Annotated in this window: 11 protein-coding genes and 2 pseudogenes; 6 read left to right on the top strand and 7 right to left on the bottom strand. The window is 57.2% G+C overall.

Translation table 11 applies throughout. The annotated features are described in order from the left end of the window. Positions 1-26 precede the first annotated feature (26 nt). Positions 27-638 carry a membrane-bound lytic murein transglycosylase EmtA gene (gene emtA / locus DSD31_RS09745; protein ID WP_015584038.1) on the bottom strand — a complete coding sequence of 204 codons (612 nt, stop codon included), beginning with the start codon at positions 636-638 and terminating at the stop codon, positions 27-29. A 95-nt stretch (positions 639-733) separates the two neighbouring features. Between emtA and ldcA the strand changes: the two genes are divergently transcribed. Then, positions 734-1,648 carry a muramoyltetrapeptide carboxypeptidase gene (ldcA, locus tag DSD31_RS09740; RefSeq protein ID WP_004863802.1) on the top strand — a complete coding sequence of 305 codons (915 nt, stop codon included), beginning with the start codon at positions 734-736 and terminating at the stop codon, positions 1,646-1,648. A 92-nt stretch (positions 1,649-1,740) separates the two neighbouring features. Next, positions 1,741-3,408, top strand: a pseudogene (locus tag DSD31_RS09735) (potassium/proton antiporter); the annotation flags it as partial. 268 nt (positions 3,409-3,676) lie between these two features. Here the strand turns inward: DSD31_RS09735 and DSD31_RS09730 are convergent. Together DSD31_RS09730 and DSD31_RS09725 are read right to left on the bottom strand one after the other, a co-directional pair. Continuing rightward, positions 3,677-6,364, bottom strand: a complete 2,688-nt coding sequence (locus DSD31_RS09730) for a cation-transporting P-type ATPase (RefSeq protein ID WP_015584035.1) — start codon at positions 6,362-6,364, stop codon at positions 3,677-3,679. 50 nt (positions 6,365-6,414) lie between these two features. Next, a complete protein-coding gene (locus DSD31_RS09725) occupies positions 6,415-6,846 on the bottom strand; it encodes a universal stress protein (protein ID WP_004863814.1) in 432 nt (143 codons plus the stop codon). A gap of 532 nt (positions 6,847-7,378) precedes the next feature. On the opposite strand from DSD31_RS09725, the gene DSD31_RS09720 reads away from it, so the two are divergent. The 3 genes and pseudogenes from DSD31_RS09720 to DSD31_RS09710 all read left to right on the top strand — a co-directional run bounded on the left by DSD31_RS09720 (position 7,379) and on the right by DSD31_RS09710 (position 12,489). After that, positions 7,379-8,464: an efflux RND transporter periplasmic adaptor subunit gene (locus DSD31_RS09720; RefSeq protein ID WP_015584034.1), complete on the top strand. Its 1,086-nt coding sequence runs from the start codon at positions 7,379-7,381 to the stop codon at positions 8,462-8,464. Further along, positions 8,464-11,527: pseudogene (locus DSD31_RS09715) on the top strand (efflux RND transporter permease subunit). The gene DSD31_RS09720 and the pseudogene DSD31_RS09715 overlap by 1 nt, the downstream one beginning before the upstream one ends. A gap of 38 nt (positions 11,528-11,565) precedes the next feature. Next, positions 11,566-12,489: an acyltransferase gene (locus DSD31_RS09710; RefSeq protein WP_160873329.1), complete on the top strand. Its 924-nt coding sequence runs from the start codon at positions 11,566-11,568 to the stop codon at positions 12,487-12,489. 28 nt (positions 12,490-12,517) lie between these two features. On the opposite strand, the gene pagP is transcribed toward DSD31_RS09710, so the two are convergent. Then, positions 12,518-13,093: a lipid IV(A) palmitoyltransferase PagP gene (gene pagP / locus DSD31_RS09705; RefSeq protein WP_004863830.1), complete on the bottom strand. Its 576-nt coding sequence runs from the start codon at positions 13,091-13,093 to the stop codon at positions 12,518-12,520. Positions 13,094-13,245: 152 nt separating this feature from the next. Next, on the bottom strand, positions 13,246-14,763 hold the full coding sequence (locus DSD31_RS09700; RefSeq protein WP_064356925.1) for an alpha/beta hydrolase: 1,518 nt from the start codon (positions 14,761-14,763) through the stop codon (positions 13,246-13,248). A gap of 117 nt (positions 14,764-14,880) precedes the next feature. On the opposite strand from DSD31_RS09700, the gene DSD31_RS26155 reads away from it, so the two are divergent. Beyond that, a complete protein-coding gene (locus DSD31_RS26155; protein WP_162786316.1) occupies positions 14,881-15,045 on the top strand; it encodes a hypothetical protein in 165 nt (54 codons plus the stop codon). A 28-nt stretch (positions 15,046-15,073) separates the two neighbouring features. On the opposite strand, the gene DSD31_RS09695 is transcribed toward DSD31_RS26155, so the two are convergent. Beyond that, complete coding sequence (locus tag DSD31_RS09695) at positions 15,074-15,286, bottom strand: hypothetical protein (protein WP_113991006.1); 213 nt, start codon at positions 15,284-15,286, stop codon at positions 15,074-15,076. A 30-nt stretch (positions 15,287-15,316) separates the two neighbouring features. Next, on the bottom strand, positions 15,317-16,387 hold the full coding sequence (gene dadX, locus DSD31_RS09690) for a catabolic alanine racemase DadX (RefSeq protein ID WP_004863837.1): 1,071 nt from the start codon (positions 16,385-16,387) through the stop codon (positions 15,317-15,319).

The following is a 16,387-nucleotide window of genomic DNA, read 5'->3' as shown; positions in this document are numbered from 1 at the left end:
GTGAAGCGCAGCGCGAGCGGAAGCGGCTACATGGCGTCCAGCGCCTGCTGCAGCTTCCAGATATAGCGCGGAGCCTGCGGAGCCGGATGTTTTTTCACCACGTGCTCAAAGAACTCATCGGCATCCATATCGTTAATCTCGTCAATCGCATCCTGACGATTCGAGGAGAAGGTGCGCAGGAGCGCCCCGGCGCCGTTGGCGTAGGAGACCACCACCGCATAGCGCATCACCTGCGGATCTTTAATCCCGGCAAGCGGGCCATTCTCAAGGATGCTCAGATAGGCCGCGCCCATCGAGATATTACGTTCGGGGTTTTTCAGCTCGCTGACCGACGGCTCGCCGCGCCAGCCCATGCGCCGGTAGACATCGCGCCCGGATGTGGAAGGCTTCAGCTGCATCAGGCCTACTGCACCGGATTTGCTGATAACCGTCGGGTTGCCGCCGGATTCAATGGCGATAATCGCAGTCACCAGCTGCGGATCAACGCCCCACGCCGCGCCGGCTTTTTCACTGATCGGCATCCACTGCATCGCCCGCTTAACCGGAACTTCAGCGTTCCACGGCGGGTTACGATAATCCTGTTTTGAGCTACAACCGGCCAACAATACAACGATAAAAACAAACCATCTCAATTTCACACATCTATCCTTATTGGCTGAAGTTTGCCGCCTGGAGATGACAATAATCGCTCCAGGCGGCATGATAACCCTTTCATTCTTAGCAAGGAATTGTCATGTCTCAGTTTTATCTGGTCGCCCCTTCAGGTTACTGCCTCAACCAGGAGGCAGCGTACCGCGGCGTTCAACGTCTGCAGGAAGCCGGGCATCAGGTCCTGCACCAGGAGGTCATCCCTCGCCGCCAGCAGCGGTTTGCCGGAACTGAGCATCAGCGCCTGAACGACATCAACCAGCTGGCTACCCTCGAAGGCGCTAATCGTATCGTGCTGGCGGTACGCGGCGGCTACGGCGCCAGCCGCCTGCTGGCGCACATCGACTGGCAGGCCCTCGTTGCACGCCAGCGGCAGAACCCGCTAATCATTTGCGGACACAGCGATTTTACAGCGATTCAGATGGGCCTGCTGGCAAAGGGTAGCATAATCACCTTCAGCGGTCCGATGCTGGCCGGTAACTTTGGCGCCGAAGCGATGGATCCGTTTACTGAACGCCACTTCTGGCAAGCGCTGCGCAGCCCGGAATTTACCCTCGAGTGGCAGGGCGAAGGCCCGGATTGTCGGGCCCAGGGAACCCTGTGGGGCGGCAATCTGGCGATGATAACCTCGCTGATTGGCACGCCGTGGCTGCCGCAAATCGCCAACGGTATTCTGGTGCTGGAAGATATTAATGAGCATCCGTTCCGCGTCGAACGAATGCTGTTGCAGCTGCTCAATAGTGGTATCCTCGCGAATCAGCGCGCCATTGTCCTCGGCAGCTTTACCGGTGCCCGGCCTAACGATTACGACGCGGGCTATGATTTACCGCAGGTCTGTGACTATCTTCGCACCCAGCTCGATGTTCCGCTCATCAGCGGCCTGGACTTCGGCCACGAGCAGCAGACCGTGACTCTGCCCCTCGGCGCGGAGGCGCTGCTGGTGAACAACGCGGCCACCACCACCTTAACGCTCAGCGGACATCCGGTACTGACAGAATAAAAACTTCTGTTACACATTTTCGGATACTCTGCAGGTTGTTAAAATGATGTCACTTTCATAAAACCTTCACGCCAGTAAGGAGTACGTCAACTTTGGACGCCGGTGCGGTCATTAGTCTGTTTATTCTGGGTTCTGTATTAGTAACCTGTAGCATTTTATTGAGTTCCTTTTCCTCGCGCCTTGGCATCCCGATTCTGGTTATTTTCCTTGCCATCGGTATGCTGGCCGGCGTCGATGGTATCGGCGGCATCCCTTTTGACAACTACCCTTTCGCCTACATGGTGAGTAACCTGGCGCTGGCGGTGATCCTGCTGGACGGCGGCATGCGCACCCAGGCGAGCTCATTTCGCGTCGCGCTCTGGCCCGCCCTCTCGCTGGCGACCGTGGGCGTGCTGATCACCTCCTGTCTGACCGGGATGATGGCCGCGTGGCTGTTCCATCTCGATCTGATCGAGGGGATGTTGATCGGCGCGATTGTCGGCTCCACCGACGCCGCGGCGGTCTTCTCGTTGCTCGGCGGCAAAGGACTGAACGAACGCGTGGGCTCCACCCTGGAGATTGAATCCGGTAGCAATGATCCGATGGCGGTGTTCCTGACCATTACCCTTATCGAGATGATTCAGCAGCATGAAACCGGCCTGAGCTGGATGTTTGCCGTGCATATCGTGCAGCAGTTCGGCCTCGGTATTGCGATTGGTCTTGGCGGCGGTTATCTGCTGTTGCAGATGATTAACCGCATCGTGCTCCCAACGGGACTCTATCCGCTGCTGGCGCTGAGCGGCGGAATTATGATTTTTGCCGTCACCACGTCGCTGGACGGCAGCGGTATTCTGGCGGTGTATCTGTGCGGCTTCCTGCTTGGCAACCGGCCGATTCGCAACCGCCACGGGATCCTGCAGAACTTTGACGGACTGGCATGGCTGGCGCAAATCGCCATGTTCCTCGTGCTCGGTCTGCTGCTCACGCCGTCGGATCTGTGGCCTATCGCCATCCCGGCGCTGCTGCTGTCGATGTGGATGATTTTCGTCGCCCGCCCGCTGTCGGTCTTTGCCGGCCTGCTGCCGTTTCGCGGCTTTAACCTGCGCGAGCGGGTGTTTATCAGCTGGGTTGGCCTGCGCGGCGCGGTGCCAATTATTCTCGCCGTCTTCCCGATGATGGCCGGTCTTGATAACGCCCGCCTGTTCTTTAACGTCGCCTTCTTCGTGGTGCTGGTCTCGCTGCTGCTGCAGGGAACGTCCCTCTCCTGGGCGGCGAAAAAAGCCAAAGTGGTGGTTCCGCCGGTGGGCTGGCCTATTTCCCGCGTCGGGCTGGATATTCACCCGGAAAACCCCTGGGAGCAGTTTGTGTACCAGCTGAGCGCCGATAAATGGTGCGTCGGCGCGGCGCTGCGCGATCTGCATATGCCGCCGGAAACCCGCATTGCCGCCCTGTTCCGCGACAATGTTCTGCTGCACCCGACCGGCAGCACCCGCCTGCTCGAAGGCGATATTCTCTGCGTGATCGGCCGCGAGCACGATCTGCCGGCGCTGGGTAAAATGTTCAGCCAGTCGCCGCCGGTGGCGCTCGACCAGCGCTTCTTCGGCGACTTTATTCTCGACGCCAGCGCAAAATTCGCCGATGTGGCGCAAATTTACGGTCTTGACGGCGGGGAAGAGTTTCGCGAACGCCAGCAGTCGCTGGGGGACGTGATTCAGGACCTGCTCGGGGCCGCGCCGGTCGTCGGTGACCAGGTGGAGTTCGCCGGGATGCTGTGGACGGTGGCGGAGAAAGAGGAAGACCACGTGCTGAAGGTCGGGGTACGCGTGGCGGAAGACGAGGCGGAATGAACCGCCTCATCATCCTGGTTAAGATATTAATCTTGCATGCTTTTGCTCATTACAGAGCCGTATAAAGCCCCCCGGTATCATCTCCGCAAACGCGCGACCGTGGCCTTCAAGGCCACGGTCGCTGCGGGAAAGACCCCTCCCCGATGCCCGCCTACCTTTTACCTGAACGTTTTCACAGCAGGCATCCTCATGTCGACGTACATCAGGCGGTACGCCATTTCCGGGTTAACGGTTTTTCGATTTCCACAATCAGGAACATCACAAATCCGATGACAAAAGTGATTACCCAATAGCGGAACGGCAGCGCGGTGGTACCAAACAGCATTTGCATAAACGGCGCGTAGATAATCAGCAGCTGCAACGCCAGCAGGACGGCGCTGACGATCCAGATGCCTCTGTTTGCCAGTAGCCCTTTACTCAGAGAAAATCCGTCGGCGACGCGACAGTTGAGCATATAGAACCACTGAGCGGTCACCAGCGTTTGCAGCAGGACGGTACGAATAAACTCTGGCGAATAGCCGCGCGGCTGGAGCCAGGCTTCCAGCACGAAGGCGCTCACGGCGATCATCGAGCCGACGAAAATGACCCTCCAGATAGCGAAACCGTCCATAACGTGCAGCTTAGGATCGCGCGGCGGACGCTTCATGATGTTCTTTTCGCCGGCCTCAAACGCCAGGCCAAACGACAGCGTGGCCGAGGTCGCCATGTTCATCCACAGGATCAGCACCGGAGTCAGCGGAATTAAATTCCCCGCCAGCAGGGCAATAATAATCAACAGCCCCTGCGCCAGGTTAGTCGGCATAATAAAGAGGATGGTTTTCTTCAGGTTATCGTACACCCGCCGCCCTTCCCTGACCGCGCTGGCGATGGTGGCGAAGTTGTCATCAGTCAGCACCATATCGGCCGCTTCCTTGGTCACTTCGGTCCCCTTGATGCCCATGGCGATCCCAACGTCGGCCTGCTTCAGCGCCGGGGCATCGTTCACCCCGTCGCCGGTCATCCCGACCACCTCTTTTTTACTCTGCAGCGCCTGCACCAGACGGAATTTATCTTCCGGACTGGTACGGGCGAAAATATCAAATTTCTGCGCGGCTTCGCTGAGCTGCAGGTCGTCCATCACCTCCAGTTCACGCCCGGTGATGGCATTGCCGGCATTGCCAATGCCCAGCATTTTGCCGATACTCATCGCGGTTTGCGGGTGATCGCCGGTGATCATTTTCACGCGAATGCCCGCCTGCAGGCAGTCGCCAATCGCCGTAATCGCTTCCGGACGCGGCGGATCCATCATTCCGGCAATACCGAGGAGGATAACCCCCTGCTGCAGATCCTGATGGGTCAGCTCGCTTTGCCCGCTGGCCGCCGGTTTCCACGCCGCCGCGACCATGCGCAACCCTTCCCGCGCGTACTCTTCAATTTTTGCTTCCCAGTAAGGCTGATTCAGCGGCTGCAGGCCGTCCTCGGTCTGCTGCTGCTGGCAAAGCCGGAACAGCACATCCGGGGCACCGGTGATTAAGATCATCTCTTCATTACCGATCCGATAGAGCGTCGACATATATTTATATTGCGAATCAAAAGGGATCTTGCTGCGCAATTCGGTTGCCACCACCGGCAGCGCGACTTTCGCCGCCAGCACTTTCAGCGCCCCTTCCGTTGGACCGCCGGTAATTTTCCATAACCCGCTTTCATCCTTAATAAGCTGGCTGTCATTACATAAATCAATGGTCCTCAAATAGCGCTCAAGCAGCGTACCGGGCGCCACCACAACCGGCCCGGCCCCATCTACCGGGTGAATATTCCCGATCGGTTCATAGCTATCGCCTTCTACCCGATAGACGGTATCCGCCGTAATGACGGCTTTTACCGTCATCTCGTTCATGGTCAGCGTCCCGGTTTTATCCGAGCAGATCACCGTCATCGCCCCGAGGGTCTCAACCGTCGGCAGCTTGCGGATAATCGCCTTCTGCCGCGCCATGGTCTGCACGCCCAAAGAGAGAATGATCGAGATGATCGCCGGCAAACCTTCCGGCACCGAGGCCACCGCAAGACTTATCAGCGAGAGCATCAGCTCTGAAACCGGCATATCGCGGAACAGCAGGCTGAAGACGAACAGCGCGGCCATCATCACCAGAATGATAATAAAGATGGCTTTGCCGAGCTTATCCATCTGTACCAGCAGCGGCGTACGGTGCTTTTCAATATCCGCCATCATCTGGTTGATATGGCCCAGTTCGGTATCTCCGCCAGTCGCCACCACCAGGCCTTTACCGCCGCCGGAACTGACCGTGGTCCCCGAAAACAGCAGGTTCGTGCGATCGCCGAGAGGAAGATCGCCGCTCAGCGCCTCGGTGTTTTTTTCCACGACCGTCGACTCGCCGGTAAGAATCGCCTCTTCCACCCGCAGATTGTGGGCTTCAATAACCCGCAGGTCGGCAGGGATTCGGTCGCCCGCACGGATCACCACAATATCACCCGGCACCAGCGCGGTGGTCGGCACCGTTTCATGGTTCCCCTGGCGGATCACCACCGCTTCGCTGGAAAGCATATTGCGAATGCTCTGCAGCGATTTTTCCGCGTTACTTTCCTGGATATGGCCAATCAGGGCATTAATCACCGCGACGCCCAGAATCACCAGGGTATCGACCCAGTGCCCCATCACCGCAGTCAGCAGCGCGGCCGCCAGCAGGACGTAAATCAGGACATCGTTGAAATGGGCCAGGAAACGGAGCCATGCGGGCTTGCCCGGCTTTTGGGGGAGCGCATTCTCACCGTACTGCTGGAGCCGCGAGGCGGCTTCTGCGCTGCTAATACCTTCGGAGGAACTGTTGGTGCTGGTCAGGGTTTCATCGACGGAGAGCTTGTAGAACGGGCCAGCCGGTTTGTCTGTACTCATGGTTATCTCCTCACTCCTGTAACGGAAATCAGAACAGCATCAGGCCGCCCCTAACGCACAACGAAAACCGGAACGTGAGCATAACGAACGATGCTTGCCGCCTCGGAACCCAGCAAATGGGTCTGAATATTGGGGTTACGCGAGCCAATAATCACCACATCTGCCTGCAGTTCGTCGGCCAGTTTGATCACTTCATCACGAATATTGCCGCTGCGGACATGAATATGGATGTCGCTTTCCGGCAGACTGGACTTTTTGGCCAGCTCAGCAAGTTTTTCCTCTGAGTTTTTAACCAGATAGTCTTCCATTTTTCGCGCATCAGAAATAAATCCGCGCGTCAGCTGTGGGGAAAACAGCGGGTTTACGTGCACTAAATGAATTTGCCCGGAAGCGCTTTGCGCGAGAAACTGAGCATGGGATAACGCTTTGTCGGCGAGGCCGATTTCAAAGACATCAACCGGGACCAGGATATTTTTATACATACAGACAATCCTTTTATTACCAATAGAATAGTTGGCGATTAACGCCTGACGTGTCGTATTGAGGAAAGAATCTCAGAAACAAAAGCTGGCACAGAAGTCGCTATAATTAAACGTAGCACAGGACGGTTAACATTATTCAACCACCAATTATTATATTGAAAAATATCACAGAGCCCGCCCCCCTCAGACAAAACGGCTGGAAACCACGCTAAAACGTCGACATAAGGAAAATTTTTACTCTTTTTAACATTTCCGCCTTTCTACGACTATGCTCATAATCAGGAGCTATAGCACTTCCAAAAACCACTCCATAATTAGGCATATGAGAATTTACTTACTATATATCCAGTACTAAAGGAGGAGCGATGTTTGGCTATAGTCTGGTTCGTCTGAGCCTGTTTATCGCCCTGGCAATCATTGCCTGTACGGCGACAGGTTTATTCACTTATGTCGTTGTCTCCGCGTTGGCTGAATAATCATGGCGCTTGTAACAAACATGTAAAATAAATCTATTCACTCTGAGGGGAATACAGTGAAGCGTTATTTTTCTCTCATTCCTGTTGTTATTTTAATAACAACAGCTTGCGATCAGAAAGCACCTCAGGTCACGCCGCTGCCGCGGATGGTTAAAGCGGTGGAGGTGACCGCCGTCGGTGATTCACAGCAACGTATTTTTCCTGCACGCATCGAATCCGGGGATTCGACGGATCTGTCTTTTAAACGCGGTGGCCAGGTTGAATCGCTCGACGTTCGTCAGGGTGCGAACATTACGCAAGGACAGGTCCTCGCCCGCCTTAACGCCCGGGAAGCCCAGCAGCGCGTCAATGAACGACAAACTGCCGCCACGCTCGCGCAGCGGCAGTTCGATCGCTTCCAGACCCTGGCCGGCCGCCAGGCTATTTCGAAAGCCGAAATGGACATCCAGCGCGCCAGCCGCGACTCGGCAAATGCGGCGTTGAAAATTGCCCGCGAAGAACTCGACCAGATGACGCTCAACGCGCCGTTCAGCGGGGTAGCGGCCAGCGTGCCGGTTCGCAATCACCAGGTGGTCGCCGCCGGCCAGACCATTGTGACCCTGACGCGTACCGATCTCCTCGATGTGGTCTTCAGTATTCCGGAAAACCTGTTTAGCGCCTTTGATATTCGCAACGCGCAGTACCGCCCGATAGTGAAAATCAACGCCCTGCCAGACCGCCAGTTCACCGCCCAGTACAAAGAGCATTCCGGCAGCAGCGACAATAGCACGCTCACCTGGCAGGTGATTTTGACCATGCCGCGCCCGGCTGATTTCCCTGCGGTGGGCGGCGTCAGCGGCACCGTGACGGTGAATCTGGCAAATCTGCCCGCTAACGCCGGTCGTGAAGCGCTGGTGGTGCCGGTTGAGGCGGTGTTCAATCCCGATAATCATCCGCGCAACGAGCCGCACGTGTGGGTGATTAAAGGCGATGGCGAGCAGCTGCATCTTGAGGATCGCAAAGTGAGCGTCGGGCAGGTGACAACCCAGGGGGTGGTTATTACCGACGGTCTCAGCGCCGGCGAGCGCGTTGTGGCGGCTGGCGTCAGCGAACTGCATGCCCAACAGCCGGTTCGAATCTGGACGCGTGAACGAGGCCTGTAATGGATATCTCTCGCCAGTTTATTAATAATCCCGTGCGCGTCTGGCTCACTATTCTGCTGCTGGGCATTGGCGGTATTTTCGCCCTGCTCAATATCGGCCGTCTGGAAGATCCGGCCTTTACCATTAAAACGGCGGTGGTCATTACCCACTACCCTGGCGCATCGGCGCAACAGGTCGAGGAAGAGGTCACCCTGCCGCTGGAAAACGCCCTGCAACAGCTGCCCTACCTGGATAACGTCAGCTCTATTTCGTCCAACGGGCTGTCGCAGATTACGGTGAATATCGCCTCGAATTACCACTCCAACGAGCTGCCGCAAATCTGGGACGAGCTGCGGCGCCGGGTGGGTGATGCGGCCCGCCTCTTTCCGCCGGGCGTGGTTTCCCCCTTCGTGAACGATGATTTCGGCGACGTGTTTGGCTTCTTCTTTGCCATTTCCGGCGACAGTTTTACCAATCCTGAGCTGGTCCGCTATGCCGAGCAGCTGCGCCGGGAGCTGGTGCTGGTGCCCGGCGTCGGCAAGGTAGCCATCGGCGGAGCGATCCCGCAGCAAATTAACATTGATATCTCGCTGCCTAAAATGGCGGCCCGCGGCATCACGCTTAACCAGCTTTCCGCTCTTCTCAGCCGCCTGAACGTCGTTTCCAGCGCCGGAGAGATAACATCCGGCAGCGAGTCCATTCGCCTGCATCCGACCGGGGAGTTTGAGAATATCGACGAACTGGGCGACCTGCCGATCAACCCGCACGGTACGGGAGCGGCGACCCGGCTGCGGGATATTGCCACCATCTCGCGCGGGCTGAGCGAATCCCCGTCCAGCATCTACCACGCCAACGGCCGCCAGGCGGTGACGATGGGCGTCTCGTTCATTCCCGGCGTCAACGTCATCGATGTTGGCCATGCGCTGGAGGCAAAGCTGGAACAAATGTCGGCGGAAAAACCCGCCGGGATTCACCTCGATCTGTTCTACGATCAGGCGGCTGAAGTTGGCCACTCGGTTAACGGCTTTATCACTAATTTTTTAATGGCGCTGGCCATTGTTGTCGGCGTGCTGCTGATCTTTATGGGCGTGCGCAGCGGCATTATTATCGCGTTCTCGCTGGCCCTCAACGTGCTGGGCACGCTGCTGATTATGTATCTGTGGGGTATTGAGCTACAGCGGATCTCGCTGGGGGCGCTCATTATCGCCCTTAGCATGCTGGTCGATAATGCCATCGTGATTGTCGAAGGGGTGCTGATTGCCCGTCAGCAGGGGTCAACGCTGCTGACCGCCATCAACTACGTTATCCGCCGTTCCGCCCTGCCCCTGCTGGGGGCAACGGTGATTGCGATCCTCGCCTTCGCGCCCATCGGCCTGTCGCAGGACTCGACGGGGGAGTATTGTAAATCGCTGTTCCAGGTGCTGTTAATCTCCCTGATGCTCAGCTGGTTCTCGGCGCTCACCATTACCCCGGTGCTGATCAAATGGTGGCTGTTTAAAGGCGCCGCCTCCCCGCCGCCGGCCGCTGAGGCCGATCCTTACCGCGGACGCTTTTACCGCAGCTATCAGCGGATCCTCAACGCTCTGTTGCGGCAAAAAAACCGTCACCCTCGTGGTGATGGCCGCGCTACTGGCCGGTGCAGTCTGGGGATTTGGCTCGGTGCGGCAGAACTTTTTCCCGTCATCCAATACGCCGATCTTCTTTGTTGATCTGTGGCTACCCTACGGCACCGACATTGCCTCCACGGAAAAAATGGCCAGCGATATCGAAACCGCGATTAACGGCCAGCCCGGCGTCGTCACCACCGTGGCGACCGTCGGTCAGGGCAGCATGCGCTTTATCCTCACCTATAGCGGCCAGCGCCAGTACAGCAACTATGCGCAGATCATGGTGCGCATGGACGACCAGCGTAGTATTGACGCCCTCACTCGCCACGTGGATGCCTATATTGCGCGCCACTATCCGCAGGTGAATGCCAGCAGCAAGCGGGTGATGTTTGGTCCATCCGGCGACAGCGCCATCGAGGTGCGAATTAAAGGCCCCGATCCCGACAGATTACGGCTGATAGCCAGCCAGGTAAGCACTATCCTCACGGCGGATCCGGCCGTCGGTAGCGTGCGCAACGACTGGCAAAACCGTAGTAAAACGATCCGCCCGCAGTATTCCCCGACCCTGGGGCGCGAGCTGGGGGTGGATAAGCAAGATATCGACAGTGCGCTGCAGATGAATTTCAGCGGTAGCCGCGCCGGGTTGTACCGCGAAGGCGCCGATCTGCTGCCGGTGGTGGTGCGCCCGCCGGCCGCCGAACGTCAGGATGCCAACCATCTGAAAAACGTGCTGGTGTGGAGCCAAAGCCGTCAGCAGTACATTCCGCTGAGCAACGTGGTCAGCGGCTTTAACCTCGAATGGGAAGACCCGTTAATTCTGCGCCGCGACCGCAGTCGCGTGCTCACGGTGATGACCGACCCCGACCCGCTGAGCAATCAAACCCCGGGCGATATTCTGGCGCGGGTCCAGCCGCAGATTAACGCGCTCAGCCTGCCGCACGGCTACAGCATTGAGTGGGGAGGCGACGCGGAGAACTCCAGCGAAGCGCAGCAGGGGCTGTTCACCACCCTGCCATTGGGCTATCTGGTGATGTTCGTCATCACCGTCCTGATGTTCAGCTCGCTGAAAAATGCGGTCGCCATCTGGCTGACCGTGCCGCTGGCGCTGATTGGCGTGACCCCGGGCTTTTTAATTACCGGCATCCCCTTCGGCTTTATGGCGCTTATCGGTTTACTCAGCCTGAGCGGCATGCTTATCCGTAACGGCATCGTGCTGGTCGAAGAGATTGAACAACAAAAACAGGAAAAACCGCAGCACGAGGCGATTATCTATGCGGCAACCTCGCGCTTACGCCCTATACTGCTCACGGCCTTCACCACCGTGCTCGGGCTGGCGCCGCTGTTGCTGGACGTCTTCTTCCAGAGTATGGCGGTGGTTATCATGTTCGGGCTGGGTTTTGCGACCATTCTGACGCTACTGGTTCTTCCGGTTATTTACGCCTGTTTCCACCCTAAGGATATGCAGCAACCACAATGAACACCACCGGGTTAAATATTATTAAAACGCTGGGATGCATGACGGCGGTAACGTTCTTTACCATCTATAACACCTGGGATCGGTATGATTACGATTACCACTGGATCCTCGGCTTTCTGACGTTTATCTCGACCATCGCCACGCCGCTGTTTTTTGTGGTGGCCGGCTATCTCGATGCCCAGTCCCGGCATAGTACGAGCTGGCAGATGGGGAAAATTAAAAGCGTGGTGATCGTCTTTCTTTTCTGGATGACGATTTACTATCTCTGGGAACCTTACCAGCGCGGCTATCTTATCCAGCCGTGGTTTGTCTTCGCCTTTATTGTGATTTATACCTTCCACCCGCTGATCGAGTGGCTAAGCCAGCGCAGAAGGATCTTCTTTAGCGTGGTGTTTGTATTGCTGCTTTTCTCCTATGGTTACGACCTGCTGGCAGCCCTCTATCCCAACGTGCATGCGCTGACGCTGGCGCCGCAGTATCGCCTGTGGACCTGGCTGTTGTTCTATTTAACCGGTCAGCTGTTTAGCGACCCGCTGGTGGTGCGCTGGCTTAATCGCGATAAGGTGGTCAAAGCCGCGATGTTTGCGATACCCTTTATTTATCTTTTCACCTGGTTTTACGAGCGCCATTTCTTTTTCGCTCTGTTCAAGGCCGACAGAAATGCATTCATTCTCACCGGTTCGCAAATTTATATTCTGGTGGTCGCGCTGGTTATTGCGGCCAACGGCGTCCGTTTCCGAAAAAACAGCGAGTTTAAAGAGAGTATTCTGGCGGCAATCAGCAAAACGATGACCGGGGTTTATATCCTCCATTACTCCATTTTTCATCTCCTGAGCACCCTTATCCCAATCGGTTCGCTGAGCACAAAATTAATGCTGATTGCCCTGACGTTTATCGTCTCGGTATTGATTTCAATGCTGGCGTTATCCAACTCCGTCGCTAAAAAAGTGATCACCCTTTAAATCACCGGCGCCCGGCCTGACGCCGGGTTTAAAAACCATAGCGCAGCCAGGCAAACAGGACGTTACCGTTATTGTAGGTGCCGGGAATATAGGTGAACTGTACGCTAAGTCGCCGATAGCTCGCGGAAAACAAGGGAAGAATAATCGGTAAGGGCACGTAATTGGCGAAATCATCGCGGGCGGTGATCCCGGCGGTCACGCCAAGGCCAAGGCGGAAATCCTGGCGGCTATCCAGATACCAGCCCTTCTCCCAGCCGTAGCCAACGATCGGCTGCCACTTGTTATGCGAATCCTTAAACATCATGGCGTACAGCGAGCTCCAGTCGCCGTCATCGTGATAGCGAGAGAGACCGAAGCCGCCGCCCCAGGGCATCTCGTTGTAGTTATCCGTTTTCTCTTTATCGTAGGTTAAACGGTTGTGCCAGCTAAGAAACGGCAGATACAGGTCATAATTTTGCGGCTGATTCCAGGTTTGCGAAACATCGTTTTTGAGCCAGTTCCACCAGCCGCTGATGCGCTGTTCGCCGTAAACATGGTCTTCAGCCTGTACCGCAGTGGCGAAAATCACCAGGGTTGCCCACACTATCAGCCGACAATGTTGCATAGATTTTTCCTTAAAAAATCACCGGTAACGATTTCGTCCGGGAAGAATAAACACCCTTTGCAAATATCACCGCCGCCATTTTTGCGGCTAACAGGCGTCCCTTATGACAGGTATATCGTTGCCGGCCGGGAAATAACAGAATGTCCTCTGCATTATAATCCCGATTCGGGGGAAGGCGGGAAAGCGCCGCGAATATGTTGCTGAATACGGTCCATCATAAACGGGAAGAACGGGTTGGAGGTGACGCGCATCAGCGTATCCAGCCCTACGCTGAGGGTTGAAGTCTCTCCGCGTAGCGAAATGGTGCCGATACTAATACCGTAACGGTTCTTCTCCGTCGGCTCGCGACCGTACAGGGAGTCGTTCATCGGGAATGGCACCGCGACGTGCGAGAGCGAATACATATCCTGCGGCCATGCAATGTTCAGCCGCGTCACCTGCTCCTCTTGCGCGCCTGCTGGCGTGGTACGTGCGACGGTCTCGTAGGTGGTAGGCGAAGCATTAGTAATCACCGTTGTGCGATAGCGGCGCGGCGCTGGCGGCAATAGCGTGCTGAGCGCAGAGTAGACCGCAGGCCGAAACAGCGCGCGTAAATTCGCCGCCTGGTTGATATCAAAAATCACCAGTTCACTGCCGTTGTCCGGCAAATAGCGATACAGCGAATCCACCACGGCCCGGGTGCTGACCGTGGAGTCCATCACCGACTGAAAAGTCAGCACCGGAGCAAGCGCAGCGAGCCGCTGGCTGCGGGAATCCTGGACAATTTTCGCCTGCAGCGCCTGGGTTAACAACCACGACTGTCGGGCCGCCTTCACCGGAAATGAGTTGTATTTATAAGGATTAAACTCGGGCACCACGTTCAGCCATGCCGCCCGGGCAAAAGCAGGAAACACCGCCGGTAATCCCGTCAGTCCGGCAAAGCGGGCAAACGCGGTCACCCCAATCATCGGCGACAGCAGGACTATCTGCTGCGGCGGAGGCAAGGCCTTATCATCCAGCGCGTCGAGCGCATATTTCAGCGCCAGCGCGCCGCCGTTGGAATAGCCGATAACATGCAGCGGGACGTTCGCCCCGGCCAGTCGGGTCGCTTCGCGTACCGCCAGTCGCGTGGTCGCCATCCACTGCTGCCAGTCAACGGCGGTCAGCGAACCCGGCGCTGTACCGTGCCCCGGCAGCCTCGGTACCACGGCAACGAACCCCTGCTGCTGGTAGGCTTTTGCCAGATAGCGCACGCTGTACGGCGAGTCCGTCAAGCCATGAAGCAACACCGCGGCGCCGCGCGGCGTTCCCTCCGGCAGTAGCACAAAGGAGCGATTCCAGTCAGGCTGAAACTGTTGCGGGTAGACCTGACTTTGGGCATAAAAACGATTAAGCGGCGTTTTTTGATCGTCAGGAAGCGTATCGATCAGCTCAAGTTTCATCTCGCGAAAAATCGCCTCTTCTCGCCCCAGATAGCCAGCGAAGGTTGTGCGGTCTATCTCTGCTGCCGACATTTCATCGGCAGACCAGGTATGCCACGGATGCAGTGCAGGCCCTCGCTGCGTTTCGTAAATACGCCCGGCAATAAAAACGGTAATAACGATAAGCAGGCCAATCGCTATTTTTTTCCCCAGCGAGGCCATTTTTAAACCAGCGTTAATCAGGGGGCGGGTAAATCTCATCATTGGCATATCGCTGTCCGTGTTGTGTTCTGTACATAACGACCGTTGGCTCGCCGGGGCATTGTAGTCATGTGATGGACGTTGTTTCCAGAAGTAGTCGGTTGCTGATTTTTATTGTCTGCGCTTATGACGACCGTCGATGACCGCGCCACCACCGGGAGGGGCGGTATTGATATTGCCAAATCTGTCGGGCACGCTGGAGGGCCCCGTCCCGTCGAACACCGTATCTCCGGGTTTGAAGTGCGTCATGTTCGGACCATCCGTGCTTATGGCGATGCCAGCCTGCGCTAAGCAGATCGTAGCAGGCAACAACATCGAATCAAGGCGCCAGGTGGCTATCAAGCGGCACGTTGTATTGCGGGCAGGCCTGCGGCGGTCGGGCCGGGGCGTGCAGGACGAGGATGAGCAGCGGGCCCGCGCCGCCAACGCACGGCTGACGCGGGTATTTCCCCGGCTTACAACGGCGTCGGTTTTGCTGACGAGCGTAAGCGGAAAACCAGAATCCCAGTAACTTACTGAAATTCTGGCTCATAAGTGCGGCGAATGGCGCCGTTCAGGCACGTTACCCGGTCACCACCGGAACGCGGGGCGCCAGCGCGCACATCAGCTCATAGCCGACGGTGCCGCAGACGCTGGCGACATCGTCAATTTTGATCTCTTTGCCCCACAGCTCCACCGGCGCACCGATCCCGGCCTGAGGGCAAGGCGTTAAATCGACCGCCAGCATATCCATCGAAACCCGGCCCACCGTGCGGGTCCGAACACCGTCAACCAACACCGGCGTACCGTCCGGCGCCACGCGCGGATAGCCGTCGGCGTAACCGCAGGCCACAATCCCTATGCGCTGTTCGCCGGATGCCCGATACAGGCCGCCGTAGCCCACCGCCTCTCCCGCCCTCAGGTTCTGCACGGCGATGATTTCGCTGCTGAGCGTCATTACCGGCTTGAGGCCGCTATTGGCGATATCCTGCCATTGGCCGGAAGGCGATGCGCCATACAGCACAATACCCGGCCTCACCCAGTCAAAATGGGCTTCAGGATGCCACAGCGTCGCCGCTGAGTTAGCGAGCGAGCGCCGGCAGTCCAGTCCTTCCGCCGCCTGCTCGATACGGCGCATCGGCTCAATGATGCCCTGCGGATTTTCCGCATCGGCAAAATGCGACATCAGCGTCATTTCGCTGACGTTGTTCAGCGCCCGCAGCTGCTGCCAGACGGTATGAATGCGATCCGGCATAAAGCCGAGGCGATTCATCCCGCTGTTGACCTTGACGTAGATATCCAGCGGCGCGTGGAGTTTTGCCTGCTGAAGCGCCTTAATCTGCCAGTTACTGTGCACGCTGGTGGTCAGGCGATACTTATCGAAAAGCGCCAGCTCATCGGCGTGGAAGAAACCCTCCAGCATCAAAATTGGCCCTTTCCAGCCGTGCTCACGCAGCAGGATCGCCTCTTCAAGGTTGAGCATCGCGAAGCCATCAGCGCCGCTCAGCGCGCTCCAGACGCGCGACAGGCCATGACCATAGGCGTTGGCTTTCACCACCGCCCACAGGCGCGAGGCGGGGGCCGCACGCCGGACAATCTGCAAATTCTGCCGCAAGGCCGGCAAATCAATGCTGGCCAATACAGGACGGGACAT

Origin of the sequence: Klebsiella sp. X13 (assembly GCF_003323835.1) — a bacterium.
Taxonomy (GTDB): Bacteria; Pseudomonadota; Gammaproteobacteria; order Enterobacterales; family Enterobacteriaceae; genus Klebsiella; species Klebsiella ornithinolytica.
This window is presented reverse-complemented; position numbering and strand designations above follow the sequence as displayed.